We start from the raw sequence: 25,091 nt of genomic DNA on the forward strand, positions 1-25,091 counted from the left end.
AATTCCGACGAAACGGACGGTCCGGCCCTCTGGCACCGGGCGATCCGCCGATCCAGAACCCGCGGCGCGCCTTCTCCTGATACCAGCCGACAGATCGGAACACCTTGAAATCTCTGTCAAATGGTGATGTTTCGCTTGCAATCGCGACGGCAAGGGGCGAGGCTCATGTGATTAACAATTGTTAGGGCCGTCATGGGCGAGAATATCGGCAAGCACATGAAGGAACCGACTGCCTCGGCGACGTGCGCGAGAGACATCCGGTTGCTGCTCGACGAAATCGAGCGCGAACCGGTGCCCGAGCGACTGCTCGTGCTTGCCCTCGAGCTCCAGGAGGCGCTGACGAGGCAGCGGCGCGAGAAGGACCAGGGTTGACGAGGTTACGGCGGTGTCGACTGCCGTCAGGGCGGCCAAGACAGCGGCCGTTCGGTCGCGTCGTGCCGTTGACCGCGCCTTGAAGAGATAACGCCGCTCCAGCGGGTCGGTGATGACGAAGCTGGCGCTGCGCAACACGGCTTCGACCGCAGCCGGTTCGTCATGAACCAGTTCCCCGGATCGATCGTATAGCGCGGCGACGACCGGCTCGCCTTGCCCCGCCGGCCCAACCCGCCCCCAGCCCGAGACCAGCGCCTCGGCGGCATCGATTTTTCCCCGAGATCGCGGAACTATCGGACGGGGCGAACATTGTCCCAAGAGGACGGGCCGGAGGGGCGGCTCGGATGCCAGCACACGATTCTGCGGAGGCAATCGCCATGCAGCCTGACCGAAGGCTCGAGAAAGGACACGCCTCGCACCAACAATCTAGCTCCGAGATCGTCGCGCTCATTCCTGCCCTGCGTGCCTTCGCGCGCACGTTCTGCCGCAACACCAGCGATGCTGACGACCTCGTACAGGAGACTTTGACCAAGGCTCTCGCCAAGATCGAGCAGTTCGAAGCCGGCACCAGCCTGAAATCGTGGCTGTTCACCATCATGCGCAACACGTTCTACACGCAGGCGAAGCTTGCCCGACGGGAGGCCCCGGGGGTGAGCGACTGCGCGTCGACGCGCCTGCGCGTCGACGCGACGCAGGAATGGTCGACCCGCGGGCGCGAGCTTTATGAAGCCATCCAGCGCCTGCCGCCCCAGCACCGCGAGATCATCGTGCTCGTGGGCGTTCTCGGCATGAGCTACGAAGAAGCGGGCGAGATCTGCGGCTGTGCCCTCGGCACGGTGAAGAGCCGACTCAGCCGTGCGCGGCTGCGGCTGCTGGAAGAGCTCGACGAGCAGTCGGCCTCGAGCTGCATCGAGCGGACCGAGACTTTTCCGACAGCGTCCCTGCCCAAATCCGTTCCACGGTGACCGGCACCCCATCTCACGGCTCGACATAGCTGGTCACGGACAAGTCCACCGTCACGCCGCTGCGCGGATCCCGTTCGAAGACGAAGGCGCCGCGCCGCTGCGACCGCTGCGGCAGGTAGTCGAAGCGCAGCTCCCTCGCCTCGTCCGGACCCACGTCCTGGTGCAGCACCGCGCGCAGCCTCACGTCCGATGCGGTGACGTCTCCCTCGTTAGTTACCACCACCTGCATCTGATAGACGTTGCCGATCTGCTCGACGTTCTCCACCATGATCGCGAAGCGCGGCGGCTGCCCGTCCACCCAGGCGCCGAGACCGAAGAGATAGCCCAGCAGCACGACGACAAAGAAGAAAGCGACGCCGCCGACGACCCATTCGAGCGCCTTCTCGTAGCTCGCGGTAGCGCCGGCCTTGCCCTTTCCGTTCGTCCGCATCAGCCTGCCCTCCTAAAGGATGAGCCGGGCAGCCGCGGCGCCGGCGGAAGAGGGAAAGCCGAGCACGATCGTCGCGGTGATGACCTGTTCGAGCGAGGTGTCGTCGGTGCGGCCGAAGGTCCACAGGATGTACAGGCTGACCAACATGGCGAGCATGTAGCCTGGCAGCGTGAAACGGACAAAGGCGCTCCACCAGGGCGTCTGCGGTGTGAGCTCGGTGCCGCCCCTGAAGCCCACGGCGAAGATGAAGCCATGCATGACGAACAGCGAGAGCAGGACAAGCGCCACCGCGTGCCAGGGCGTCATCCGGTAGGAAATGACGATCATCTCCTCCGTCGGGGCCACGTTGAAGCCCAGGAACAGGGCACCCACCGCCATGAGGAACATCTCGCCCCAGTAACTCTCTTGCCGGTCTTCCTCCCCCCGCCTCTCGGAGCCGAACTGGCTGCGCGCTAGGAGCGCCCCGATGCTCGCGGGCGCCACCTGGATGGCGATCTTGCCGGCGATCTCATGAACGGACATGCCCGGGCCGATGGCGCCGAACACAACGAGGGCGACGGCGCTCGTCACCATGCCGATGCCGAGCGCAAAGAGGGCATCGGCCACATCCTCGCGCCAGGCGCGGGTCGTCTCGAAGCCGATCCGCCGCGACAGGAGGATGAGCAGCGGCAGGCAGACGACCAGCAGAAGAGCGAGGCGCAGCCGGTCCATGGCAAAGCCGAGCCACCACATCTCCATCGTCATGAGCATTGGCAGGGAGAAGATCAACGCGCCGCCGAGCGCGCGGCCCGTGTCGCGCAGCGCCTTGCTGCGTGCGGGTGCACTCGTTGCACGGTCAAGGCCGACTGTTCCCATCGGTGCATCACCTCGGGCGAGGCCGGCCCGGCCGGATCCGAACCTGCTCGCAGCGATACAACGCGCTGGTGCGCCTTTGGTTCGGATCGCCCGTGAAGCGGCCTTTTGCCGGCGCTCTGCGGCCTGCACGGCGCCATCTCGACGCGGAATGATGACCGCGGCCGGCCACGAGGCCGCGGCCTTACGGGGCGCGTCAGATCTCGATGAGTCCCTTGATGACGCCGGCCTCCGGCTTCGACCAGGCCGGCACCAGCTGCGGCGCCTCGTCGAGGCTGCCCCGGTGGCTTGCGAGGGCGCGGGTCGGCACCTTGCCCGCGCGCATGGTCGCAAGCACCGTCTCGAAGTCCTCCCGCGTCGCGTTGCGGCTGCCGAGCAGCGTCGTCTCGCGCTTGTGGAACGCGGGATCGTTGAAGGTGATGTCGGCATTGACGATGGAGAGCAGCACATAGCTGCCTCCGTGTCCGACGAGGGAAAAGCCCTTCATCATCGCCGCGGGGCTGCCGGTCGCGTCGAAGACGACGTCGAAGAAGTCGCCGTCCGTCGCGGCATTGAGACGCTCGTCGAGATCCGCCGACACCTCGTAGACGCTGTCGACGCCGATCTCGTCGGCACAGAAGGCGAGCCGCCGGGCATTCATGTCGATCACCGACACGTCGGCGCCGCGCGCCTTGGCGAAGATCGCCGCCGCGATGCCGATGGGGCCGGCGCCGACCACGGCCACGCGGCTCTGCGCACCGGCGCCGGAGCGGCGCACCCCATGGGCGCCGATGGCGAGGAACTCGACCATCGCCGCCTCGTCGAGCCCGAGTCCGCCGGCGGGGACGACATTGGGCACCGGCACGGCGATGTGGTCGCAGGCGCCGCCGTCGCGGTGCACGCCGAGCACCTCGAGCCGCTGGCAACAGTTGGTGCGCCCCAGGCGGCAGGCCCGGCACGCGCCGCAATAAAGATAGGGTTCGATGGAGACGATCTCGCCGGCCCGGAGCGCGCTGCCCTCCGGCGCCGTCACGATCTCGCCGGAGAGCTCGTGGCCGATCACGCGCGGATAGCTGAAATAGGGCTGGTCGCCGTGAAAGATATGATAGTCGGTGCCGCAGATGCCCACCCGGCGGATGCGCACCAGCGCCTCGCCTTCGCCGGCAACCGGCTCGTCCCGCTCGATGATGCTGAGCTTTCCCGGCTCGTCACAACGCAACGCTCTCATCGACGCCTCCTCCCTCTCCGCTGTCGATAACGCAGCATGGCGCCGCGGTCGAGGCCGACTGATGGCATGATCGTTCAGGCGGCCCGCAGTTGCGACAGGAGACGAGCTGCCTCTCCCCTGAAGCCGTCCGCGCGGGCGAGAAGTGCGCGCGAGGCCGCGGCAACCTCCTGCGCCAGACGCCCGGCCGTATTGGCATCGGCCACCAGTTGCGATAGCTCGTCTTTCGCCCGGTGCACGCCTTCGCTGGCGCGGCCCGTGTGTGTGCCGATGGCAGCCGCGCCGACGCTCTGTTGCTCGACGGCAGAAAAGATTGAGGCGGAGGCCGTATTGACCCCCTCGATGCAGGCGCTCACCGCCCCGATATCGTCCACGGCGCGACCGACGACGGCCTGGATATCGCGGATGTGGCCAGCGATATCGTCCGTCGCACGCGCCGTCTGTTGGGCGAGTTGCTTGACCTCGGCCGCCACGACGGCGAAGCCACGCCCCGCTTCGCCCGCCCGCGCTGCCTCGATGGTGGCGTTGAGGGCGAGCAGGTTGGTCTGCTTGGCGACCGCCTCGATGACGCCGAGGATCTCGCCGATGCGCCGCGCGGCCTCCGACAGGGCGCCGACCGTCTCGCGCGTGCGCCCGGCCTGCCCGCTCGCCTCGCTGGCCGATTGGGCGGCTTCGCCCGCGCGCCGTGTCACCTCCGCGATCGCCTGCCGCAGGATATCGGCCGCCTCGTTGACCGCGGAAGCACCCGCGCCGGCGTCCTCGACCACCGCCGCCACCTGATGGGAGCGCTGGCTCGTCTGCCCGGCTGCGGCAACGAGCCTCTCGGCCGCAGCCGCCACGTCGCTTGAGGCGAGTGACACAGCTTCGGCCAGACCTGAAGCCATAGTTTCAAATTCCGCTGCAAGTGTCTCGCGCTGCGTCATTTCCGCGCTCTTCCGGCGCGCTTCCATGGCAGCCATGCACTGGTCGAGATCGAACATCGCGGCCTTGATCAGCGCGTCGAGCGCCAGGTCGAGATTGGCGCCGAGACTATTGTGGCCCCAGATATGCCGGGAGCGCAGGATCGCCCGGGTAACAGAGCGGGTCAGGGCGCTCGTGGTACGGGCATAGCCGGCAAGACAGAGGCGCGGACACAGGCCGAGGCTGGCATACATCTCCGCCACCGCTCCAACCGACTGGCGATAGCCGTCGTCGAAGCGGGCATCGCAGACGCGCAACCAGTGCGCGATGAGGACGGTGCGGATGTTGCGGCGCACGTCCTTGCGCGTGAAGAGCTCACCCGCCACGCCGCTGGTGCCGAGATGATCGACGAGCGCGTCGAGAATCGCCGGCAGTTCCTCCGCCACCACGGGCTTCAGTTGCCGCAGCCGCTCCCGGTCCTTGCGGTCGAAACCGACGAAGGCAAGTTCGTCCTCCAGCCGTTGGCGGGCCGCCTGCCCGGCCGTGCGCTTCGATGCCCGTTCCACGTCCATGCTCAGACGTCTCGTCCCAAGCTTTGCCGGTGAGCCGACCCGCCTCCGGCAAGCACGCCACAAGAACCCGCCGGCCGGACGCCGACGGGAGTGAAGCCGCATCGGAGACGAAATTGCGGGGCGAGGCTTGCCCGGAGCCTGCCGGGCAGGCGCAACGGTGCCTTCAGGCGAGCGTTTCGAGCAGGCGCTGCATCAACTGCCCGCGCGGTGCGAGCGAGGAAATGAGGCCGTATTCGTGGAGCGTATGCGCCCCCTCGCCGTCGATGCCGAGGCCGTCAAGGGTCGGCACGCCGAGCGCCGCCGTGAAATTGCCGTCGCTGCCGCCGCCGGTCATGGGCGAATCGGCGAGCTCGAAACCGATGTCGGCGGCGAGATGCTGCGCATGGGCGAGCAGCCGGCCGATCTCGTCGGTCTTCACATAGGCCGGGCGATTCATGCCACCCGTGATCGTCAGCTTCACGTCCGGATCGTATGGCTTGAGGGCGAGGATCTTTTCGCTCGCCGATACACCGTCGGCATCCTCGATCACCCTGAGGTCGACGGAGAAATAGGTGAAGTGCGGGATGACGTTGGCCGCCGTGCCGCCGGAGACGAGGCCGACCGTGGTGGTGATGCCGCGCCCGTAGTCGGTCATCGCCTCGATGTCGAGGATCTGCCGCGCCGCCTCGCGGATGGCGCTGCGGCCGAGCTGGTGGCTCGTGCCGGAATGGGCCGGCCGCCCCTCGATGCGCACGTCGAAGCGCCCCACCCCCTTGCGGGCGGTAACGATCTTGCCGCCGTCGCGCGCCGGCTCCGTCACCAGCGCATAGGAGGCCCGGCGGGCCTGATCCTCGATGATCTCGCGCGTCGTGGGGCTGCCTATTTCTTCGTCGGGCGTGAACAGGAAGGTGATCGGCAGCAGTGCCGATCCCGCCGCGGCCACACGCTTGAAGGCCTCAAGGGCGAGATAGGCGCCGCCCTTCATGTCATAGATGCCCGGCCCGTAGAGCTTGTCCTCGTCGCGCCGCAGCGGCAGCGGCCCGTCGATGGTCCCCATGGGATGCACGGTGTCGACATGAGACATGATGAGGATGCCCTTGGCATCCGTGCGCGGGCCAGCGCGCATGACGAGTGTGTCGCCGAGCCCCTGCTTGCCGGGCAGCCGCTCCACCGCGATCGGCAGCCCCTGCGCCTCCGCGGCTACGATGTCGATCATGCGGTTGACGGCCGCCGCATCGCGGGTCGGACTTTCCTCCAGCACCCAGCGCGACAGGCCCGCTACCATCGCATCCGTATCGTACTCGCTCGCCATCGCCGCCCGGTCCTTCGTCTCTCACGCACTTCGGGCGACGTCGGCGGATGCCTGCGTCGCCCGAGCATCGGTGAAACCCTTGCTATCAGAAGGGGATATCGTCGTCGAGATCGCCAGAGTAGCCGCCTGTGCTGCCCGAGGCGGCCGGCTTGCGCTCCATCGGCGAGGCGCGGCCGAAATCCGAGCCGCGCGAGCCGCCGAAGCCGCCGCCGTCTTCACCCATCTCGCCGCCGCCGCCGCGGCTGTCGAGAATGGTCAGTTCGCCGCGGAACGGGCGCAGCACAACCTCGGTGAAATAGCGTTCCCCGCCCGAGGCATCGGTCGCCTTGCGGGTTTCGAGCTGACCTTCGATATAGACCTTCGAGCCCTTCTTGAGATACTGCTCGGCCACGCGCAGCAGGTTCTCGTTGAAGATGACGACCGTGTGCCATTCGGTTTTCTCGCGCCGCTCGCCGCTCGTCTTGTCCCGCCACGTCTCTGAGGTCGCGATGCGCAGGTTGCAGACGCGGTTGCCGTTCTGGAACGTGCGCACTTCCGGGTCGCGTCCCAGATTGCCGATGAGGATCACCTTGTTGACGCTGCCCGCCATACCTCCACCTCCGCTCGTTTCGACACCGACCTTAAACCAGAGCCGCCCCGGCGCCTGATAGCGGCGGGCGGACGGGATGACGGCTTGTCCACAGTTGCATGTCTCATCGTTCTTGCTATGTTCTTATCGCTCCGACTCGCAATGTGCAAGCCGCCCTTTGCAACGGCGTGCCGAGCAACGCGGGCAGGAATGCCGGCCGCGCCTGCCGGCGGCGACCCGGTTCCAGTGGGCAATCGCCGTGAGGCGCATTATATCGGGTTCGCTTGCGGGCCCGATTGCCGTTTCGGAAGGGATGCGGCCGTGCATGCCCTGCAGGACGGTGTTTCCTGGGTTCTCAGGAACCCGCATGTGGTGCGGTGACTGCTCTTCTTCTGCAGCGTCGAGTCTTCGGCGCGGCTCAGCCGGTTTGTGATCCATGGCTCCCATCGACGATCTCTTCGACCATGCCGCCGAGGCGGCCGCCACCCGCACCATCACCATCCGTGGTGCGCGCGAGCACAATCTCAAGAACGTCGACCTCACCATCCCGCGCGACAAGCTCGTCGTCTTCACGGGCCTGTCCGGCTCCGGCAAGTCGTCGCTCGCCTTCGACACCATCTATGCCGAAGGCCAGCGCCGCTATGTCGAGTCGCTCTCCGCCTACGCCCGTCAGTTCCTGGAGATGATGCAGAAGCCGGACGTCGACCAGATCGACGGGCTCTCCCCCGCCATCTCCATCGAGCAGAAGACCACCTCGAAGAACCCTCGCTCCACCGTCGGCACGGTCACGGAGATCTACGACTACATGCGCCTCCTGTGGGCGCGCGCGGGCGTACCCTATTCGCCGGCCACCGGCCTGCCGATCGAGAGCCAGACGGTCAGCCAGATGGTCGACCGCGTGCTCGCCCTGCCGGAGAAGAGCCGTCTCTATCTCCTCGCCCCCGTGGTGCGGGGTCGCAAGGGCGAGTACCGCAAGGAGCTCGCCGATTTCATGAAGCGCGGCTTCCAGCGCGTGAAGATCGACGGTCAGTTCTACGAGATCGCCGAGGCCCCAGCGCTCGACAAGAAGCTCAAGCACGACATCGACGTGGTGGTCGACCGCCTCGTCGTGCGGCCCGACATCGCCGCGCGCCTGTCGGAATCGCTTGAGACGGCGCTCGAGCTCGCCGACGGCATCGCCGTGATGGAATTCGCGGACGAGAAGGACGACAAGGGCGAGGCGCGGCGCCTCGTCTTCTCCTCGCGTTTCGCCTGCCCTGTCTCGGGCTTCACCATCCCCGAGATCGAGCCGCGCCTTTTCTCCTTCAACAATCCCTTCGGCGCCTGCCCGGTCTGCGGTGGCCTCGGCCACGAGATGCAGATCGACCCCGACCTCGTGGTGCCGGACGGGCGGCTGACCCTGCGCGGCGGCGCCATCGCACCCTGGGCGAAGTCCACCTCGCCCTATTACGGCCAGACGCTCGAGGCGCTGGGGAGGCACTTCGACTTCCCGGTCTCGAAGCCGTGGGACGAGTTGCCCGAGAAGGCGCGCGACATCATCCTCTACGGCACCGGCGACGAGGCCGTGCGCTTCGCCTATGACGACGGCCTGCGCTCCTACGAGGTGAAGAAGCCCTTCGAGGGCGTCGTCAACAACCTGCAGCGCCGCTGGAAGGAGACCGAGAGCGACTGGGCCCGCGAAGAGATCGGCCGGTTCATGTCGGAGACGCCCTGCGGCGCCTGCGGCGGCCACCGCCTCAAGCCCGAGGCGCTGGCGGTGAAGATCGACGGCCGGCACATCGGCGAGGTGGCGCAGATGTCGGTCGCCGAGGCGCGGGGATGGTTCGAGATCCTGCCCGACCGGCTAAGCGACAAGCAGAACGAGATCGCCGGGCGCATCCTCAAGGAGATCCGCGAGCGCCTCACCTTCCTGCTCGACGTCGGGCTCGACTACCTCACCCTCTCGCGCGGCTCGGGCTCGCTGTCGGGCGGCGAGAGCCAGCGCATCCGCCTCGCCTCGCAGATCGGCTCCGGCCTCACGGGCGTGCTCTACGTGCTGGACGAGCCGTCCATCGGCCTGCACCAGCGCGACAACGAGCGCCTGCTCGGCACGCTGCGCCGCCTGCGCGACCTCGGCAATTCGGTCATCGTCGTGGAGCACGACGAGGACGCGATCCTGACGGCGGATCATGTCGTCGACGTCGGCCCCGGCGCCGGCATCCATGGCGGCGAGATCGTCGCCCAGGGCAAGCCCGAGGACATCATCACCGATCCGAATTCGCTGACCGGGCAATATCTGAGCGGGCGTCTCTCGGTGCCCGTGCCGCCGAAGCGGCGCAAGCCGCAGAAGAGCCGCATGCTCAAGCTCGCCGGCGCCCGCGGCAACAACCTCAAGAACGTCACGGCCAACGTGCCGCTCGGCCTCTTCACCTGCGTCACGGGCGTGTCCGGCGGCGGCAAGTCGACCCTCGTCATCGACACGCTCTACAAGGCGGTGGCGCGGCGCCTCAACGGCGCCATCGAGCATCCCGCCCCCTTCGACGCGCTCGAGGGGCTGGAGCATCTCGACAAGGTCATCGACATCGACCAGTCGCCCATAGGCCGCACGCCGCGCTCCAACCCGGCGACCTATACCGGCGCGTTCACGCCGATCCGCGAATGGTTCGCCGGCCTGCCGGAGGCGAAGGCCCGCGGCTACCAGCCGGGGCGCTTCTCCTTCAACGTCAAGGGCGGCCGCTGCGAAGCGTGCCAGGGCGACGGTGTCATCAAGATCGAGATGCACTTCCTGCCCGACGTCTACGTGACCTGCGACGTCTGCAAGGGCAAGCGCTACGACCGCGAGACGCTGGAGGTGAAGTACCGCGAGAAGTCCATCGCCGACGTGCTCGACATGACGGTCGAGGAGGCGAAGGAGCTGTTCAAGGCGGTGCCCGCCATCCGTGACAAGATGGAGACGCTGGCACGCGTCGGGCTCGACTACGTGAAGGTCGGCCAGCAGGCGACGACCCTGTCGGGCGGCGAGGCCCAGCGCGTCAAGCTGTCGAAGGAATTGTCGAAACGCGCCACGGGCCGCACGCTCTACATCCTCGACGAGCCGACGACGGGCCTGCATTCCCACGACGTCGCCAAGCTGCTCGAGGTGCTGCACGAGCTCGTCGACCAGGGCAACACCGTCGTCGTCATCGAACACAATCTCGAGGTCATCAAGACCGCCGACTGGGTGATCGACATGGGTCCCGAGGGTGGCGACGGCGGCGGCACCATCGTCGCCGAGGGCCCGCCGGAGGCGATCTGCAAGGTGCCGGCGAGCCATACCGGCCGCTTCCTCGCCGAGGTGCTGGAGCGCCGGCCTCTTCGCAGCCGCAAACAAGCTGCCGAATAGGCTCGAATCGGCCAGTTGCCCACGCCGAGGGCATAACGGTGCCTGAATCTTGACAGGTTTGCCGCACCGTTATGCAGGCCACGCGGGTCTGTCATACGAACTTGCCTCTCCTCAATGTGCGTTGCCGCACTTATATGCTGCATCGCAACAACTAGTGTGTGTCCAGTTCGGCGCAACAAGCAGTTCGCGACCGCAAGAATAGGAGAGCCCCATGTTCGTTTCTTACATCCTCGCCAAGATCAAGGCGTACATTCGCTACCGCGAGACCGTCCGTGAGCTGTCGCGTCTGACCGACCGCGAGCTCAACGACCTCGGCATCTCGCGCTGGGACATTCCCTTCGTCGCGAAGAAGCACGCTGCCGTCTGAGGATGAGCACCGCGGCGGCTTCGCCAGCTGCGCCCATCCACCGGACCGTCTGTTCGGAACGCCCGCCACAAGCGGGCGTTCGTGTTTTCGAGGCCTCGGCGCGCGCCTTGACGCGGGCCCGGCCTGCGGACACATAGGCGGCATGACCACGATCACACCCATTCACGTCATCGGCGGCGGCCTCGCCGGTTCGGAGGCCGCTTGGCAGATCGCCTCGCGCGGCGTGCCCGTCGTCCTGCACGAGATGCGCCCCGTGCGCATGACGCCGGCCCACAAGACCGAAGGCCTCGCCGAGCTCGTCTGCTCCAATTCCTTCCGCTCCGATGATGCCGAGAGCAATGCCGTGGGCCTCCTGCACCAGGAGATGCGGGCGCTCGGCTCCCTCATCATGGCCAAGGGCGATGCGCATCAGGTGCCGGCCGGCGGCGCGCTCGCCGTCGATCGCGACGGCTTCTCCGAGGCCGTGAGCCAGGCTCTCGCCGGGCACCCGCTCGTCACCATCGCCCGCGAGGAGATCGCCGGCCTGCCGCCGGCCGACTGGGACAGCGTCATCGTGGCGACCGGCCCCCTCACCTCGCCGGCGCTCGCCGAGGCGGTGCGTGCCCTCACCGGCGAAGGCGAGCTCGCCTTCTTCGACGCGATCGCGCCGATCGTCTACCGCGACAGCATCGACATGTCGGTCGCCTGGGCACAGTCACGCTACGACAAGGCCGGCCCCGGCGGCACCGGCGCCGACTACCTCAACTGCCCCATGACACGCGAGGAATACGAGGCCTTCGTCGATGCGCTGCTGGCCGGCGAGAAGACCGATTTTCGCGAGTGGGAGAAGGACACGCCCTATTTCGACGGCTGCCTGCCCGTCGAGGTGATGGCCGAGCGCGGCCGCGAGACGCTGCGCTACGGGCCCATGAAGCCGGTCGGCCTCACCAACCCGCACAAACCGGACGAGCGCCCCTATGCGGTGGTGCAACTGCGGCAGGACAATGCGCTCGGCACCCTGTTCAACATGGTCGGTTTCCAGACGAAGCTGAAATATGCCGAACAGACGCGCATCTTCCGCATGATCCCGGGCCTCGAGAATGCGGAATTCGCCCGCCTCGGCGGCCTGCACCGCAACACCTTCATCAATTCGCCCCGGCTGCTCGACGGCACATTGCGCCTCAAGGCGGAGCCGCGCCTGCGCTTCGCCGGCCAGATCACCGGCTGCGAGGGCTATGTCGAAAGCGCCGCCATCGGCCTTCTCGCCGGCCGCTTCGCCGCCGCCGAGCGGCTCGGCGAGGCACTCAACCCGCCGCCGGCGACCACGGCGCTGGGCGCCCTCGTCAACCACATCACCGGTGGCCACATCGCCACCATCGACGGCGGCCCGCAGTCCTACCAGCCGATGAACATCAACTTCGGCCTCTTCCCGCCGCTCGATACCGCGCCGAAGGGCACGGACGGACGGCGCCTGCGCGGCAAAGACAAGGCGGTCGCCAAGAAGAAGGCGCTGACCGACCGCGCGCGGACGGACCTTGCCGCCTGGCTCGACGGGCGAGACCGTCAGGCCGCCGAATAGGATCCTTTGTGGAGTTTGGGCCGGATTCGTCGATCAGGTCGACCAGTCTGGTCGGATCCGGCTCTAGCCGAGCCGCCGCGCCAGGCGCCACAGCGCCCACTGGCGGTGCCATTGCGGCACCTCGACAAGGTCGCGGAAGGGATCGTAGGGCCGCTCCATCCGCGCGAGATACGGCGCGACCACGGCCAGCGGCAGGAAGGCGGGGCGCACGGCACCCGGCACCTCGGCGATGAAGGCGAGCGCCTTCCGCCGGTGGTCCTCGGCAAGCGCCCGCATCTCGGCGAGGACCGGCGCGAGCCGCGCCGCCTCGTCCCGCGCCAGAGCCTCCATGCGGGAAAGGCCGTGACGGGCAAGGACATCCGCCGGCAGATAAAGCTGGCCGCGCGCCGCATGCCAAGGGAAGGCGCGCAGCAGCATGGTGATGCCGTAGGCGACGCCGGCATGGCCCGCCGCATCGGCCGGCCCGGCCTCGCCGCCATCGGCGAGGATGAGGGATGCGAGGCGGAACAGCGCCGATGCGGTTTCGCCGCAATAGCCCTCGAGGTCGCCGAGGCTTGGCATGGGGTCTTCGTAGAGGTCGAAGCTGCGCGCGTCGATGAGTGCAACGAGCGCTTCGACGGGCAGCCGGAAGCGGGCCACGGTTTCCCGCAGCGCCGCGGCGACCGGATGGCCCTCGGCATCGCCCCGCGCCTGTCCCGCGAGCTCGTCCCGCCACCATTGCAGGCGCACCTCGCCGGGCATCGGGTCGCTCACCACCTCCCGCACGCGGGCAATCTCGAGATTGAAGGCGTAAAGGGCGTGGAGATAGGGCCGCTTCCCGGCCGGCGTGAACAAGCTGGCGAAGAACCGGTCCGGATCGTGACCGCGGACCTCCTCGGCGCAATGCGCGAAGGCGACGTTCGGCATGGCGGCGTCATTCACGGCTGGGCCCTTTCTGGCTGCAGCGCGGTGGCTCAGGCGACGGCGACGAGCGCCGCAGCGACCTTGCGCCCTTCGGCCACCAGCACGTTGTAGGTGCGTGCCGCCGCACCGGTCGGCATCACCTCGACAGCGATGCGCAGCTCGCGCAGGTGCCAGCGCACGGCCTCGCTGAGGGGCACGAGCTCGACGCCCGTGCCGACGATGAGCAGCTCGATGTCATCCGCTTCTGCACGCACGGCCAGGAAGTCGGCCGGGGCGAGCCCCTGACCCGATGTCGCCTCCCATGCCTTGACGCCGGAAGGCAGCGCCAGGACCGAGCCCTTGTGCGACATGTCCGCAAAACGGAAGCCGCCGTTGCCATAGGCATCGATCTGGTGCCGGCCGGGTACGAAGCCCTCGTATCGCCGCTCGGCCATCGTGCTCAATTCCCGTCAGGGCGCCGCCTGCGGCGCGGAGGCCTGCGTCTTCTCGCCGGCCTCCCCCTCGCCACCGACCTTCGCCCCCAGATAGATGAGCACCGGGGCGGCAATGAAGATCGACGAATAGGTGCCCATCACGACTCCGAAGATCATCGCGAGCGAGAAGCTCTCGATGACCGCCCCGCCGAAGACGGCAAGCGCCAGGAGGGCGAGGAAGGTCGTCGTCGCCGTCATGATCGTGCGCGAGAGCGTCGAATTGATGGCGATGTCGATGATGTCTGGCAGCGACAGGCGTTTGTATTTGCGCAGCATCTCGCGGATGCGATCGTAGACCACCACCGTGTCGTTTAGCGAATAGCCGACGATGGTCAGGATGGCCGCGATCGAGGTCATGTTGAACTCGAGCTGCGTGATCGAAAAGAAGCCGATGGTCAGGACGAGATCGTGCAGCGTGGCGATGACCGCGCCGACGGCGAACTGCCACTCGAAACGGAACCACAAATAGATGAGAACGCCAAGGACCGCCACCACGACACCGAGCGTGCCGGACTGAACGAGTTCGCCCGAGACGCGCGGCCCGACCACTTCGACCCGACGGAATTCATAGTCGGCCTCGAAGGCGCCGCGCACGGCGCTGACCAAGGATTGCTGCGCCTGCTCGCTGTCGCCCTGCAGGCCGAAGCGCATCAGCACTTCGTCGGGGCCGCCGAAGGTCTGCACCTCGACGTCGCCGAAGCCCAGCCCGCCCGCCGTTTGGCGGATGGAGCCGGGGTCAGCCACGCCGTTCCGCGCCTGCATCTCAATGAGCGTGCCGCCGCGGAAGTCGATGCCGAAATTCATGCCCACGGCAAAGAAGAGCACGATCGTCAGGACCGACAGCACCGCCGACAGCGGAAAGCTGATCCGGCGATACTGCATGAAGCCGAACTTGGTGTCGTCCGGTATATAGCGCAGGAGACGCATGGTTTTCGTTCACTCGGTCCAGCAGATCAAAGCGGAATGGTGGTCGGGCGCAGGGTGCGGAACCACAACGCCACCATCAGCCGCGTCAGGGTGAAGGCCGTGAAGACCGTCGTCACGATGCCGACAGAGAGGGTGACGGCGAAGCCGCGCACCGGCCCGGAGCCGAGCAGGAACAAGACGACCGCCGCAATCAGCGTCGTGATGTTGGAATCGACGATGGTGGACAGGGCTCGGCTGAAGCCCGCATCGAGCGCCGAGATGACCGAGCGCCCCATCCGGCGCTCTTCGCGGATGCGTTCGTAGATGAGCACGTTCGCGTCGACCGCCATGCCAACCGTCAGCACGATGCCGGCGATGCCCGGCAGCGTCAGCGTGGCTCCCAACGCCGACAGAAGCCCCAGGATCATGATGACGTTGATGAGCACCGCGATATTGGCCATCACGCCGAACAGGCCGTAGCAGGCAATCATGTAGATGGCGACGAGGATCGTGCCGACGATGGCCGCGAGCCTGCCGGCCTCGATCGAATCCTGGCCGAGCCCCGGCCCCACCGTACGCTCTTCGACAATGGTCAGCTTCGCCGGCAGCGCGCCGGCGCGCAGAAGGATGGCGAGGTTGTTCGCCTGCTCCACCGTGAAGTTGCCCGAGATCTGGCCCGAACCACCGGTGATCGGCTGCAGGATGCGCGGCGCGGAGATGATCTCGTTGTCGAGCACGATGGCGAGCGGGCGGCCGACGTTCTCGCTCGTCGCCTGGCCGAAGCGCTGGGCGCCGCGCACATTGAAACGGAAATTGACGATGGGCTCGCCGGTGCGCTGGTCGAAGGCCGGCTGCGCATCGGTGAGGTCCTCGCCCTCGACGATGACGCGGCGCTCGACCGGCATCATCTGGCCGCCGCTGTCGCGCGACGGCATCATCTCGACCTCCGATGGGCTCGCCCCACCTTCGGCCATGAAGCGGAACTGCAACTTGGCCGTGCGGCCGAGGATTTCCTTCAGCCGCTGCGGATCCTGCAGGCCCGGCACCTGCACCAGGATGCGGTCCGCGCCCTGGCGCTGGATATTCGGCTCGGTCGTACCGAGGGCGTCGACGCGCCGGCGTAGCACCTCGATGGCCTGATCAACGGCGCGCCGCACGCGCTCGTCGACGCCGGCCTGGCTCAGCGTGAGCTGGATGGAATCGCCGTTCGCCGTGATGTCGATATTGCGCTCGCCCGTCTGGCCGATGATCGCGTTGCTGATCGGCTGCGACAGCTCCCGCAGCCGCGGCATCACCTTCTCGACGTCCGCCGCGTCTGCGAGGCGCAGCTGCACGCCGCGCGGCATCGCCACGATGCCGCCCTGCGGCGCAACCCGCGTCTCCCGCAGGACGCGCCGCACGTCGTCGCGCAGCGCCGCCACCTGCGAGCGCACGAGGTCGTTCGAATCGACTTCGAGCAGCACGTGCGAGCCGCCCTGCAGATCGAGACCGAGCACGATGGCCTGCGTCGGCACAAGCCACGACGGCACCCAGCCCGGAACGGCCTGGCGGATCGCGGTGCGGGTATCGGGCGCCATCAGGTTCGGCACTGCCAGAAGGCAGACGAAAGCCGTGACGGCGAGCATGATGACGACCTTGGTGGTCGAAAAGCGCAGCATGGGACAGCCTTGACGCAGGGCAAGGCGCGGCAACGGCTGGCCGTCGCCGCGCGCGGTATCGATCAGCTCTTCGTTGCCTCGGCCTTGACCGGCTCGGACTTGGAGCGAACCTCAGAGATCATGCCACGGACGAGCCGCGCCTTGACGCCCTCGGCGATCTCCACCTCGATCTCGCCGTCGTCGACCACCTTGGTCACCTTGGCGACGAGGCCGCCCGAGGTGACGATGGTGTCGCCGCGCCGCACATTCTTGATCATCTCCTGGTGGGCCTTCACCCGCCGCTGCTGCGGCCGGATGATGAGGAACCACATGATGACGAAGATCAGAATGAACGGAACGAGCTGAATGAGCATGTCGCCCCCGCCGGCGGATCCGGCGGACTGAGCGAAGGCTGGCGTGATCACTGACTGACCTCCGGCGAAAAACCGCATCGCTGGCATGCATGCGGCGCAAAGGGTTATTAGAGCGCGCGGACTATAACGATGAGCCCGCCGAAAGCAAACCGCCCGCACGTCGGTGCGCACGGCTCGTCGCAGGACCGCTCCGGTGCGAATATCGCCACCGTCCTCGCGCCGGGCACGCGCGACGACAAGTCCAACGAGGAAAGACAGGCCGAGGAATGCCCCCACAACCGCCCGCCCCAACAAGCGCCGACAGGGACGCGCTCCTGTCGACGCTGACGCGCATCGCCGACGCCCTCGAGCGGATCGCTCCGCGCGCAGCGACGGCCCCCGACCTCAATGCGGCCGACGCCTTCGTCTGGCATCCTTCCCCGGCCCGGCTCGATCCCGTGCCGAAGGTCAACCGGGTGGACCTCGTTCTCCTGCGCGGCATCGACCGCATGCGTGACGTCCTGGCGGAGAATACCGAGCGCTTCGCCCGCGGCCTGCCGGCCAACAACGCGCTGCTCTGGGGGGCGCGCGGCATGGGCAAGTCCTCGCTCGTCAAGGCCATCCACGCCGAAACCAACGAGCGGCTCGCGCGGCGGGAGGGCGAGCGGTCGCTGAAGCTCGTCGAGATCCACCGCGAGGACATCGAGAGTCTGCCGGCCCTGATGAGCTTGCTCAAGGCGGACCCGCACCGTTTCATCGTCTTCTGCGACGATCTGTCCTTCGACAGCGACGACACGTCCTACAAGTCCCTGAAGGCCGTCCTCGAGGGCGGCATCGAGGGGCGCCCGCAGAACGTCATCTTCTACGCCACCTCCAACCGCCGCCACCTCCTGCCGCGCGACATGATGGAGAACGAGCGTTCGACCGCCATCAACCCCGGCGAAGCCGTGGAGGAGAAGGTGTCGCTGTCCGACCGCTTCGGCCTATGGCTCGGCTTCCACAAGTGCAGCCAGGACGAATACCTCGACATGATCAACGGCTATGCCGCGCATTTCGGCCTCGCTTACGACCGCGAGCGCCTGCGCGCCGAAGCGCTCGAATGGGCGACGACGCGCGGCGCCCGGTCCGGCCGCACGGCTTGGCAGTTCGTCCAGGATCTTGCGGGCCGTCTCGGCATCAGGCTCGAGGCCTGAACCAAAGAAAACGGGCCCGGTGCACACCGGGCCCGCCTCCTGTGATCGGCGCAGGGTCTCACGCGCACCGATCATTTGCCTCGATCATCATCGCCGCATCCGGCGCCGCGTCCGCCTCACAATCCCGCGAGATGCGGCATCGGATCGACGGGGCTCGACCCGCGCCGCAGTTCGAAGTGCAGCTGGGGCGAGGAGACATTGCCCGTCTGCCCGGACTTGGCGATGGTCTGGCCGCGCCGCACGCTCTCCCCGCGCTTGACGAGAAGCTCGCTGTTGTGAGCGTAGGCACTCACCCAGCCGTTGTCGTGGCGAATAAGGATGAGATTGCCGTATCCCTTGAGTTCGCTGCCGGCGTAGGCCACCGTGCCGCTCTCGGCGGCCTTGACGGGCGTGCCCTCGGGCAGTGCGATATTGATGCCCTCGTTGCCGCCCTTGCCGCCGAAGCCGGCAATGACGCGGCCGCGCGCCGGCCAGCGGAATTCGAGCCCGCCGGCAACCTCGGCTGGATTGAGGCTCGCCGTGCGGGTCGGCTCCGACGCCTTTTCTTCCGGCTTGGCCGCCTCGGCCGGGAGCGGTGACGGCACCGTCTTGATCTCCTGCGACTTCGGCTCGGCCTTCGGCTCGAGCTTTGCGACCTGCACAGGCTTCTCGGCCAACGGCTCGGCCGCCTTGACAGACGCTGCGGGGCGAGCCGCCCGCGGCGGAGCCGGAACCGCCACCGGCGCGGCGACGGGCACGGAATTGGCGGCGGAGGCGACCCTCACCGGCTGCGGGGCAGCGGCGACGGATGACGCTCCGGGATTGTAAACGGGGATGATGATCTGGCGCCCCGGGGTGATCTGCGATGCGCTGGTCAGGCCGTTGGCAGCCAGGATGGCGGCCGTCGGCACGCCATAGCGGCCGGAGATGCTCGCGAGCGTATCGCCGGTGCCGACATAGATGGCGCTGCCGCCCTGTGCGGTCCAGCCATTGGCGCTGCCCGTGACGGCCTGGGGCGCGCCGGTCGCCCGCACCGGCTGGGACGGCGGCACATAAGCCGCCGGCTGCACAGGCTGCGTCGGCCGGTAGGTGGAGGCCATGCCGGGAGAGGAAAGCGGCTGGCTGGCGACGGGGGCAGGCGGCGAGGCCTGCACGCTGCCGGTCACGCCGGGGTCCTTGAAGGGGTTCGAGAACGGATCTTCCGTAAAGCGCATCACGTCCGAGCTGCAGCCGGCCGCAACGCCCGCAACCAGGCTGACAGCAGCGAGGCGCACCAGGAGCCATGACTGCTCGTTGACAACGCTCTGACCCATTGAACCACCCACGAGAACGCAACGCATCTGGGGTGATTAAAAGGGATTCAGGTTAAGCAACCGTTTCGATGTCGGCCGCGGCAGCACCATCGTCGGTCATCCTAAAGCCGCCGGAACAGCTCTGGGGACGCGCCCGTCACAACGCCCGTGCCAGCCCGCGCGCCAGCGGCGGCATGCGCGCCGGCTGCAGCGACGTCTCGACCAGTTCCCCGTCGGCTCCGCGCTCGATCATGACGATGCGCGAGACCCCCTCTACGATCCGCGCCGTCACGAGGCGTCCACCCGGCGGCAGGGTCGACGTGAGCGTGGCCGGTGCAGCCGGCACAAGGCCATTGAGGATGATACGGTCGAAGGTACCGCCGAGATTGCCGATGCCGAGGCCGTCGCCGGGCATGATGCGCACGTGCGACAGGCCGAGCGAAGCGATGCGCTCGGCCGCCGCAAGCGCCAGCGTGCGGAACCGCTCGATCGAAATGACCTCGCGCCCGAGATGGCCGAGCACGGCCGATAGATAGCCCGAGCCGGTGCCGATCTCGAGCACGCGGTGATGCCGCTGAACGGCGAGCGCCTTCAGCATGGCGGCGATGATGCCGGGCGCCGTCATCGTCTGGCCGCACGGCAGCGGCAGCGACACGTCGGCTCGCGCGAGATCGGCGAAGCGCCGTGGCGCGAACATGTCGCGCGGCACGACCTCCATCGCTCTCAGCACCGCCGTGTCGCGGATGCCCTTCGCCCTGAGGCTCAACAGGAAGGCGACCGTCTCCTCCGCGCCGGTCACCGGCCCGGCGTCGGCATCGGCTTCGTCGAGGGCGTCGGGATTACCCGAAAAGTCGCGCATAGCGCGTCATGGTCGGCTCGTGCGTCAGGTCGAGCTCGAGCGGGGTGATGGAGATGCGGTTTTCGGCGATGGCGCGCAGGTCCGTGCCGGCGCCCGCCTCTCTCTTCTCGCGGGCGAAGACAAGCCAGTAATAGGGATTGCCGCGCCCGTCCCGGCGCTCCTCTATGTTGAGAAGGGCCTGGTCGCGCCGTCCCTGTACCGTGACGGCCGTGCCCCTCACCTCCTGCGGCTCGCAGGCGGGGAAGTTGACATTGACGAGGATGCCCGGCTCGATGCCTGCCTCGATAAGCCGGCGGATGATGCCGGGAGCATGCGCCCGGGCGCAGTCCCAGGGAATGGCCGCGCGCCCGTAGGAGCCGTAGGCCTGCGACAGCGCGATCGACGGCACGCCGAGCAGCGTGCCCTCCATCGCCCCGGCGATGGTGCCGGAATAGGTCACGTCCTCGGCCACGTTCTGGCCGCGGTTGACGCCGGACAGGATCAGATCCGGCGGATTGTCCTTCATCACGTGGCGCAGGCCCATGATGACGCAATCCGTCGGCGTGCCGCGCACGGCATAGTGGCGCTCGTTGACCATGCGCAGGCGCAGCGGGTCGTTGAGCGACAGCGAATGCGAGACGCCGCTCTGGTCCGTCTCCGGCGCGAAGATCCACAGGTCGTCGGAGAGGGCGCGGGCAATCTCCTCCAGCACCTTGAGGCCGGGAGCGTGAATGCCGTCGTCGTTCGTCAAAAGGATGCGCATGTCAGCCCGTCTTCTCGATTCGCGTGATCCCGCCCATGTAGCCCGCAAGGGCGGGAGGGACGGTGATGGAGCCGTCCTCGTTCTGCCATGTCTCCATGACGGCGATGAGCGCGCGCCCGACAGCCGTGCCCGAACCGTTGAGCGTGTGGACGAAGCGCGGCTCCTTCACGTCCCTCGGCCGGTAGCGGGCGCGCATGCGCCGGGCCTGGAAATCGCCGCAGACCGAGCAGGACGAAATCTCGCGATAGGCGCCCTGCCCCGGCAGCCATACCTCGATGTCGTAGGTCTTCTGCGAGGCGAAGCCCATGTCGCCGGTGCATAGCGTCACGACGCGGTAGTGCAGGTCGAGCTTCTTCAGCACGGCCTCGGCCGCGGCGAGCATGCGCTCGTGCTCCTCGGCGGAGGCCTCCGGCGTCGTGATCGAGACGAGCTCAACCTTGGAGAACTGATGCTGGCGCAGCATACCGCGCGTGTCGCGCCCGGCCGATCCGGCCTCCGAGCGGAAGCAAGGCGTCAGCGCCGTAAAGCGCTGGGGCAACTCCTCCTCGGAAAGAATTGATTCGCGCACGAGATTCGTCAGCGGCACCTCGGCCGTCGAAATCAGCCAACGATCGTCCGTGGTGCGGAAAAGATCCTCCTCGAACTTAGGCAGTTGACCGACGCCATAGACCGCCTCGTCCCGCACCAGGAGCGGCGGGCTGACCTCGGTGTAGCCGTGCTCTGTGGTGTGCAAGTCGATCATGAACTGGCCGAGGGCGCGCTCAAGCCGGGCGAGTTGCCCCTTGAGCACCACGAAGCGCGCGCCCGAGAGCTTGGCCGCAGCCTCGAAATCCATCTGGCCGAGCGCCTCGCCGAGGTCGAAATGTTCTTTCGGCTGAAAAGCATAGGCCCGCTTGTCGCCATGGCGGTGGCGCTCGACATTGGCGCTCTCGTCCGGCCCGTCCGGCACGTCCGCCTTGGGCAGGTTGGGGATGGCGGCGAGCGCGGCATCGAGCTCGGCGATAGCGGCGCGCTCGGCCGTCTCGCCGGCCTGCATCGCATCCTTGAGCGCGGCGACCTCCGCCATCAGCGCTTCGGCCCGCGCCTCGTCCTTCGCCTTCTTCGCTTCGCCGATCTCGCGCGAAAGGGCGTTGCGCCGCTCCTGCGCGGCCTGCAGCCCGGTGATGACGGACCGGCGCTTCTCGTCGAGCGCGATCAGGGCCTCGGCCTGGGCCGGGAGGCCGCGGCGGGCAAGGCCGGCGTCGAAGGCTTGCGGGTTCTCGCGAATGAAACGGATATCGTGCATGGCAATCCGGATCGGCCGATGGACGAGGCAGCGGCCGCTCCGGCGGGCATTGCCGTCAGGCCGCCTCGCGCGCGGCCTCGGCTTCCGCGCGCTTCTTCTCGACCATGCGGACGGAGAAGATGGAAGCCTCGTAAAGGAGCAGCGTCGGCAGGGCAAGGGCGAGCTGGCTGATGACGTCGGGCGGCGTCAAAAGCGCGGCCAGCACGAAGACGAGCACGATGGCGTAGCGCCGCTTGTCCTTCAGGAAGGCGCTGTCGATGAGCCCGGCCCGCGCAAGCAGCGTCAGGATGACAGGTAACTGGAAGCAGATACCGAAGGCGAAGATCAGCGTCATGATGAGCGAGAGGTATTCGCTCACCTTCGGCAGCAGCGTGATCGCGGCCTGGCCGGCCTCGGCGAGTTGTTGCTGGCCGATGGAGAAACGCATCACGATCGGCATGGCGATGAAGAAGACCACCGCCGCACCGAGCAGAAAGAAAATCGGTGTCGCAACGAGATAGGGCAGGAAGGCCTCGCGCTCGTTCTTGTAGAGGCCCGGCGCCACGAACATGTAGATCTGCGCCGCCACCACGGGGAAGGACAGGAAGGCGGCGCCGAACAGCGCGATCTTGATCTGCGTGAACAGATATTCGAGTGGCGCGGTGTAGATGAGCTGGATCTGCGCCTCCGGCCCGGCCGCGAACATGTAAGGCCAGATCAGGACGTTGTAGATCTGCTTCGCGAACAGGAAGCTGAGGAAAAACGTCGCGAGGAAGGCGATGAGCGACTTGATGAGGCGCGAGCGCAGCTCGATCAGATGCTCGATGAGCGGTGCGCGCGTTGCGTCGATGTCTTCCTGACTCATGCGCCGCCCCCGTCAGCCGGAGACGCGACGGTCTTCTTCTTCGTTGTGGTGCGCCGGGCCTTCGATGCCGCCGGCCTGGCGGTTGTCACCTCGGCCTTGGGCTTCGCGGCAACCGTCTTGCTTGTCCGCGGCTTCGCGGCAGCCTTGGCTTCGACGGCCTTGGGCGCCGCGGTCGCGGCGGCCTTCGTCGCGCGCCTCGGCCTGGGCGCCGGCTCGGCCGGTGGTGCAGCCGCCATCGCCTTGGTGGGATCCGGCGCGGCCGGCAGGTCCGGCGGCGGCAGATCGACCAGTTCCGGGCCGGCAGCGGCGCCGGCCTTGCCCGTGCCTTGCTTGGCGGCCGCGTCTTCCTTGGCGACGGTGCCCGCGCCCTCGATGGCGCTCTTGATCTCGTTGCGCGCCGTCTCGATGGGGTTGAAGGGCTTGTCGAAGGCCGAGGTCACGTCCTTGACGCTCTCGACGTTGCGCCGGATCTCGTCGAGTTCGGCCTCGCGCATGGCCTCATTGAACTGGCCCTGGAATTCGCCGGCCATGCGGCGGATCTTCGCCGTCATCTGCCCGATGGCGCGCAGCGTGCGCGGCAGGTCGCGCGGACCGATGACGATGAGCGCGATCGCCCCGACGATGAGAAGCTCGCTCCAACCGATGTCGAACATGGCGCGCTCAACTGCCTGCGTCACGAAGCCAGCGGGATGCGCGCGGCATCCCGACCGGACCTGTTACACGCGATTGTCCCGGATCAACCGGCCTTGCGCTCGCTCGCCTTCGCGTCGACCTCGGCCGTCGGCGTCGCCTTATGCTCAATGACCTTGCCCTTGTCGGACGCCGGCGAAGCCGCAGGCTCGCTGGTGTCGTCCTCGGCCATGCCCTTCTTGAAGGCTTTGATACCCTTCGCGACGTCACCCATCATCTCTGAAATCTTGCCGCGCCCGAAGAGCAGCAGAACGACCAGACCGACGACAATCCAATGCCAGATGCTTGCGCCACCCATAACCTGCTTCTCCACGCGCCGTTCCGGCGTCTTCACGCGCCACGCAGCGCTCTCCCGTCTTCGCCCCGAAACTAGGCTCCCCCCGCGGCGAAAACAAGAACTTCGTCAGGCATGATCGTCACACCCACGTCCTGCCCTTCGTGGAACGGCCCGCCGTTGCGTAACCGGGCCTGCAACGGCCGTTCGAGGCCGTGGAGCGAAATGTGCAGAAGATCGACCTCCCCAAGGAAACACCGCATCGTGATCCGCCCCGGTATGCCTTCCCCGGGGGTACCGACAACGATGCCCTGCGGCCGCACGCAGACGACGGCCTGTCCCTCGGGCTCTCCAGGCGCCGGGAAGGCGCCGAGCGGCGTCATGACCCTTCCTGCTTTCACGTCGCCCGGCAGCTCGTTGAAATCGCAAAAGAAGCGGGCTGCGAACAGGGACTGCGGCCGGCGGTAGAGTTCTTCCGCCGTACCGATCTGCTCCACCTTGCCGCCGCGCATAAGCACGATGCGGTCTGCGATGCGCATCGCCTCCTCCGGATCGTGCGTCACGACGATGGCCGTTGCCCCCGTCTCGCGCATCAAGGCCACCGTCTCGTCACGGATCGCGTCGCGCATGCGCCGGTCGAGGTTTGAGAATGGCTCGTCCATGAGCAGGATGCCGGGACGCGGCGCCACGGCCCGCGCGAGCGCCACGCGCTGCTGCTCGCCGCCCGACAGCATGTGCGGATAATCCTCCGCATAACGGTCGAGCCCGACGCGGGCAAGCGCACGGCGCGCCACCTTTTCCGCCTCTGCTGGCGGCAGGCGGCGCAGCCCGAACATGACATTGCGCAGGTTCGTCAGGTGCGGGAACAGCGCATAGTCCTGAAACATCAAGCCGACGCCGCGCGCCTCCGGCTCCACGAAGGCGTTCGGCCCCGCAACCTCCTGCCCGTCGAGCACCACCCGGCCGGCCGTCGGCCGCTCGATGCCGGCGGCGATGCGCAGCAGCGTCGTCTTGCCGCAACCCGAATGGCCGAGCAGCCCGACGATCTCGCCGGGGTCGGCCGACAGCGACACGCCCGACAACGCCGCCACCTCGCCATAGGCCTGGTGCACATCCTCGATGCTGAGCGAGGACGGGAAGGCCGCCCCCGCCGTGCCGCGCGGCCCCCATTCCCGCCAGGGCCACCGCACCGGCTCACGCATCACGCTGTCGCTCATCACC

25 protein-coding genes are annotated in these 25,091 nt (G+C 67.6%); 6 read left to right on the forward strand and 19 right to left on the reverse strand.

From position 1 onward, the window contains the following. Positions 1-192: 192 nt before the first annotated feature. Entirely contained in the window at positions 193-372 is a 180-nt protein-coding gene (locus P2T65_RS09025; protein ID WP_055458151.1) for a hypothetical protein, read from the forward strand. A 377-nt stretch (positions 373-749) separates the two neighbouring features. Further along, positions 750-1,337, forward strand: a complete 588-nt coding sequence (locus tag P2T65_RS09030) for a sigma-70 family RNA polymerase sigma factor (protein WP_055458150.1) — start codon at positions 750-752, stop codon at positions 1,335-1,337. A gap of 13 nt (positions 1,338-1,350) precedes the next feature. On the opposite strand, the gene P2T65_RS09035 is transcribed toward P2T65_RS09030, so the two are convergent. The 6 genes from P2T65_RS09035 to ssb form a co-directional block, all read right to left on the reverse strand. Further along, complete coding sequence (locus P2T65_RS09035) at positions 1,351-1,767, reverse strand: hypothetical protein (RefSeq protein ID WP_055458149.1); 417 nt, start codon at positions 1,765-1,767, stop codon at positions 1,351-1,353. 12 nt (positions 1,768-1,779) lie between these two features. Then, a complete protein-coding gene (locus P2T65_RS09040) occupies positions 1,780-2,622 on the reverse strand; it encodes a TIGR02587 family membrane protein (protein WP_055458148.1) in 843 nt (280 codons plus the stop codon). A 193-nt stretch (positions 2,623-2,815) separates the two neighbouring features. Next, positions 2,816-3,826 carry a zinc-binding alcohol dehydrogenase family protein gene (locus P2T65_RS09045; protein WP_276199623.1) on the reverse strand — a complete coding sequence of 337 codons (1,011 nt, stop codon included), beginning with the start codon at positions 3,824-3,826 and terminating at the stop codon, positions 2,816-2,818. 74 nt (positions 3,827-3,900) lie between these two features. Beyond that, positions 3,901-5,295 carry a globin-coupled sensor protein gene (locus P2T65_RS09050; protein ID WP_276199624.1) on the reverse strand — a complete coding sequence of 465 codons (1,395 nt, stop codon included), beginning with the start codon at positions 5,293-5,295 and terminating at the stop codon, positions 3,901-3,903. A gap of 163 nt (positions 5,296-5,458) precedes the next feature. After that, positions 5,459-6,586 (reverse strand): M20 family metallopeptidase, encoded by a 1,128-nt coding sequence (locus P2T65_RS09055; RefSeq protein WP_055458145.1) that lies wholly within the window; start codon positions 6,584-6,586, stop codon positions 5,459-5,461. Positions 6,587-6,671: 85 nt separating this feature from the next. Then, the gene (gene ssb, locus P2T65_RS09060; protein ID WP_055458144.1) at positions 6,672-7,175 is read right to left on the reverse strand and encodes a single-stranded DNA-binding protein; all 504 of its coding nucleotides are present in this window, start codon (positions 7,173-7,175) and stop codon (positions 6,672-6,674) included. A 415-nt stretch (positions 7,176-7,590) separates the two neighbouring features. Between ssb and uvrA the strand changes: the two genes are divergently transcribed. From uvrA to trmFO, 3 genes are all read left to right on the forward strand, one after another. Next, on the forward strand, positions 7,591-10,515 hold the full coding sequence (gene uvrA, locus P2T65_RS09065) for an excinuclease ABC subunit UvrA (protein ID WP_276199625.1): 2,925 nt from the start codon (positions 7,591-7,593) through the stop codon (positions 10,513-10,515). A 211-nt stretch (positions 10,516-10,726) separates the two neighbouring features. Further along, positions 10,727-10,882: a DUF1127 domain-containing protein gene (locus P2T65_RS09070; protein ID WP_019401899.1), complete on the forward strand. Its 156-nt coding sequence runs from the start codon at positions 10,727-10,729 to the stop codon at positions 10,880-10,882. 142 nt (positions 10,883-11,024) lie between these two features. Then, positions 11,025-12,440, forward strand: a complete 1,416-nt coding sequence (gene trmFO, locus P2T65_RS09075) for a methylenetetrahydrofolate--tRNA-(uracil(54)-C(5))-methyltransferase (FADH(2)-oxidizing) TrmFO (protein ID WP_276199626.1) — start codon at positions 11,025-11,027, stop codon at positions 12,438-12,440. 63 nt (positions 12,441-12,503) lie between these two features. Here the strand turns inward: trmFO and P2T65_RS09080 are convergent, their stop codons facing one another. The 5 genes from P2T65_RS09080 to yajC form a co-directional block, all read right to left on the reverse strand. After that, the gene (locus P2T65_RS09080) at positions 12,504-13,346 is read right to left on the reverse strand and encodes a phytoene/squalene synthase family protein (protein WP_276199627.1); all 843 of its coding nucleotides are present in this window, start codon (positions 13,344-13,346) and stop codon (positions 12,504-12,506) included. Positions 13,347-13,393: 47 nt separating this feature from the next. Further along, entirely contained in the window at positions 13,394-13,777 is a 384-nt protein-coding gene (locus P2T65_RS09085; RefSeq protein WP_055458140.1) for an MTH938/NDUFAF3 family protein, read from the reverse strand. Positions 13,778-13,792: 15 nt separating this feature from the next. Further along, positions 13,793-14,743: a protein translocase subunit SecF gene (gene secF / locus P2T65_RS09090; RefSeq protein ID WP_055458139.1), complete on the reverse strand. Its 951-nt coding sequence runs from the start codon at positions 14,741-14,743 to the stop codon at positions 13,793-13,795. Between the two features lie 26 nt (positions 14,744-14,769). Next, a complete protein-coding gene (gene secD, locus P2T65_RS09095; RefSeq protein ID WP_276199628.1) occupies positions 14,770-16,380 on the reverse strand; it encodes a protein translocase subunit SecD in 1,611 nt (536 codons plus the stop codon). A 62-nt stretch (positions 16,381-16,442) separates the two neighbouring features. Continuing rightward, positions 16,443-16,733, reverse strand: coding sequence for a preprotein translocase subunit YajC (gene yajC, locus P2T65_RS09100; RefSeq protein WP_183316164.1), 291 nt, complete (start codon positions 16,731-16,733; stop codon positions 16,443-16,445). 266 nt (positions 16,734-16,999) lie between these two features. Here yajC and P2T65_RS09105 point away from each other — a divergent pair, with 266 nt between their 5' ends. Continuing rightward, positions 17,000-17,905: an ATP-binding protein gene (locus tag P2T65_RS09105; protein WP_055458136.1), complete on the forward strand. Its 906-nt coding sequence runs from the start codon at positions 17,000-17,002 to the stop codon at positions 17,903-17,905. 116 nt (positions 17,906-18,021) lie between these two features. Here the strand turns inward: P2T65_RS09105 and P2T65_RS09110 are convergent, their stop codons facing one another. The 8 genes from P2T65_RS09110 to P2T65_RS09145 form a co-directional block, all read right to left on the reverse strand. Continuing rightward, the gene (locus P2T65_RS09110) at positions 18,022-19,197 is read right to left on the reverse strand and encodes a M23 family metallopeptidase (RefSeq protein WP_276199629.1); all 1,176 of its coding nucleotides are present in this window, start codon (positions 19,195-19,197) and stop codon (positions 18,022-18,024) included. Between the two features lie 136 nt (positions 19,198-19,333). Continuing rightward, positions 19,334-20,035 carry a protein-L-isoaspartate O-methyltransferase gene (locus P2T65_RS09115; protein WP_082464698.1) on the reverse strand — a complete coding sequence of 234 codons (702 nt, stop codon included), beginning with the start codon at positions 20,033-20,035 and terminating at the stop codon, positions 19,334-19,336. Beyond that, positions 20,016-20,777 carry a 5'/3'-nucleotidase SurE gene (gene surE, locus P2T65_RS09120; protein WP_063185069.1) on the reverse strand — a complete coding sequence of 254 codons (762 nt, stop codon included), beginning with the start codon at positions 20,775-20,777 and terminating at the stop codon, positions 20,016-20,018. The genes P2T65_RS09115 and surE overlap by 20 nt, the downstream gene beginning before the upstream one ends. Before the next feature lies 1 nt (position 20,778). Beyond that, positions 20,779-22,062: a serine--tRNA ligase gene (gene serS, locus P2T65_RS09125; protein ID WP_276199630.1), complete on the reverse strand. Its 1,284-nt coding sequence runs from the start codon at positions 22,060-22,062 to the stop codon at positions 20,779-20,781. 55 nt (positions 22,063-22,117) lie between these two features. Beyond that, positions 22,118-22,906, reverse strand: a complete 789-nt coding sequence (gene tatC, locus P2T65_RS09130) for a twin-arginine translocase subunit TatC (RefSeq protein WP_055458132.1) — start codon at positions 22,904-22,906, stop codon at positions 22,118-22,120. Next, positions 22,903-23,559, reverse strand: coding sequence for a Sec-independent protein translocase protein TatB (gene tatB, locus P2T65_RS09135; RefSeq protein ID WP_071923860.1), 657 nt, complete (start codon positions 23,557-23,559; stop codon positions 22,903-22,905). Before tatB ends, tatC begins: the two co-directional genes overlap by 4 nt. Positions 23,560-23,642: 83 nt before the next feature. Beyond that, positions 23,643-23,894 carry a twin-arginine translocase TatA/TatE family subunit gene (locus P2T65_RS09140; protein ID WP_055458130.1) on the reverse strand — a complete coding sequence of 84 codons (252 nt, stop codon included), beginning with the start codon at positions 23,892-23,894 and terminating at the stop codon, positions 23,643-23,645. Positions 23,895-23,965: 71 nt separating this feature from the next. Then, on the reverse strand, positions 23,966-25,087 hold the full coding sequence (locus P2T65_RS09145; RefSeq protein WP_186437974.1) for an ABC transporter ATP-binding protein: 1,122 nt from the start codon (positions 25,085-25,087) through the stop codon (positions 23,966-23,968). Between the last annotated feature and the right edge of the window lie 4 nt (positions 25,088-25,091).

It is taken from the genome of Chelatococcus sp. XZ-Ab1, from assembly GCF_029309855.1.
Classification (GTDB): Bacteria; Pseudomonadota; Alphaproteobacteria; order Rhizobiales; family Beijerinckiaceae; genus Chelatococcus_A; species Chelatococcus_A sambhunathii.

Bases quoted from the DNA above. Each gene is read 5' to 3' on its own strand.
- P2T65_RS09025 (WP_055458151.1), top strand. From the start codon at position 193: ATGGGCGAGAATATCGGCAAGCACATGAAGGAACCGACTGCCTCGGCG.
- P2T65_RS09030 (WP_055458150.1), top strand. From the start codon at position 750: ATGCAGCCTGACCGAAGGCTCGAGAAAGGACACGCCTCGCACCAACAA.
- P2T65_RS09035 (WP_055458149.1), bottom strand. From the start codon at position 1,767: ATGCGGACGAACGGAAAGGGCAAGGCCGGCGCTACCGCGAGCTACGAG.
- P2T65_RS09040 (WP_055458148.1), bottom strand. From the start codon at position 2,622: ATGGGAACAGTCGGCCTTGACCGTGCAACGAGTGCACCCGCACGCAGC.
- P2T65_RS09045 (WP_276199623.1), bottom strand. From the start codon at position 3,826: ATGAGAGCGTTGCGTTGTGACGAGCCGGGAAAGCTCAGCATCATCGAG.
- P2T65_RS09050 (WP_276199624.1), bottom strand. From the start codon at position 5,295: ATGGACGTGGAACGGGCATCGAAGCGCACGGCCGGGCAGGCGGCCCGC.
- P2T65_RS09055 (WP_055458145.1), bottom strand. From the start codon at position 6,586: ATGGCGAGCGAGTACGATACGGATGCGATGGTAGCGGGCCTGTCGCGC.
- ssb (WP_055458144.1), bottom strand. From the start codon at position 7,175: ATGGCGGGCAGCGTCAACAAGGTGATCCTCATCGGCAATCTGGGACGC.
- uvrA (WP_276199625.1), top strand. From the start codon at position 7,591: ATGGCTCCCATCGACGATCTCTTCGACCATGCCGCCGAGGCGGCCGCC.
- P2T65_RS09070 (WP_019401899.1), top strand. From the start codon at position 10,727: ATGTTCGTTTCTTACATCCTCGCCAAGATCAAGGCGTACATTCGCTAC.
- trmFO (WP_276199626.1), top strand. From the start codon at position 11,025: ATGACCACGATCACACCCATTCACGTCATCGGCGGCGGCCTCGCCGGT.
- P2T65_RS09080 (WP_276199627.1), bottom strand. From the start codon at position 13,346: ATGCCGAACGTCGCCTTCGCGCATTGCGCCGAGGAGGTCCGCGGTCAC.
- P2T65_RS09085 (WP_055458140.1), bottom strand. From the start codon at position 13,777: ATGGCCGAGCGGCGATACGAGGGCTTCGTACCCGGCCGGCACCAGATC.
- secF (WP_055458139.1), bottom strand. From the start codon at position 14,743: ATGCGTCTCCTGCGCTATATACCGGACGACACCAAGTTCGGCTTCATG.
- secD (WP_276199628.1), bottom strand. From the start codon at position 16,380: ATGCTGCGCTTTTCGACCACCAAGGTCGTCATCATGCTCGCCGTCACG.
- yajC (WP_183316164.1), bottom strand. From the start codon at position 16,733: ATGCTCATTCAGCTCGTTCCGTTCATTCTGATCTTCGTCATCATGTGG.
- P2T65_RS09105 (WP_055458136.1), top strand. From the start codon at position 17,000: ATGCCCCCACAACCGCCCGCCCCAACAAGCGCCGACAGGGACGCGCTC.
- P2T65_RS09110 (WP_276199629.1), bottom strand. From the start codon at position 19,197: ATGGGTCAGAGCGTTGTCAACGAGCAGTCATGGCTCCTGGTGCGCCTC.
- P2T65_RS09115 (WP_082464698.1), bottom strand. From the start codon at position 20,035: ATGCGCGACTTTTCGGGTAATCCCGACGCCCTCGACGAAGCCGATGCC.
- surE (WP_063185069.1), bottom strand. From the start codon at position 20,777: ATGCGCATCCTTTTGACGAACGACGACGGCATTCACGCTCCCGGCCTC.
- serS (WP_276199630.1), bottom strand. From the start codon at position 22,062: ATGCACGATATCCGTTTCATTCGCGAGAACCCGCAAGCCTTCGACGCC.
- tatC (WP_055458132.1), bottom strand. From the start codon at position 22,906: ATGAGTCAGGAAGACATCGACGCAACGCGCGCACCGCTCATCGAGCAT.
- tatB (WP_071923860.1), bottom strand. From the start codon at position 23,559: ATGTTCGACATCGGTTGGAGCGAGCTTCTCATCGTCGGGGCGATCGCG.
- P2T65_RS09140 (WP_055458130.1), bottom strand. From the start codon at position 23,894: ATGGGTGGCGCAAGCATCTGGCATTGGATTGTCGTCGGTCTGGTCGTT.
- P2T65_RS09145 (WP_186437974.1), bottom strand. From the start codon at position 25,087: ATGAGCGACAGCGTGATGCGTGAGCCGGTGCGGTGGCCCTGGCGGGAA.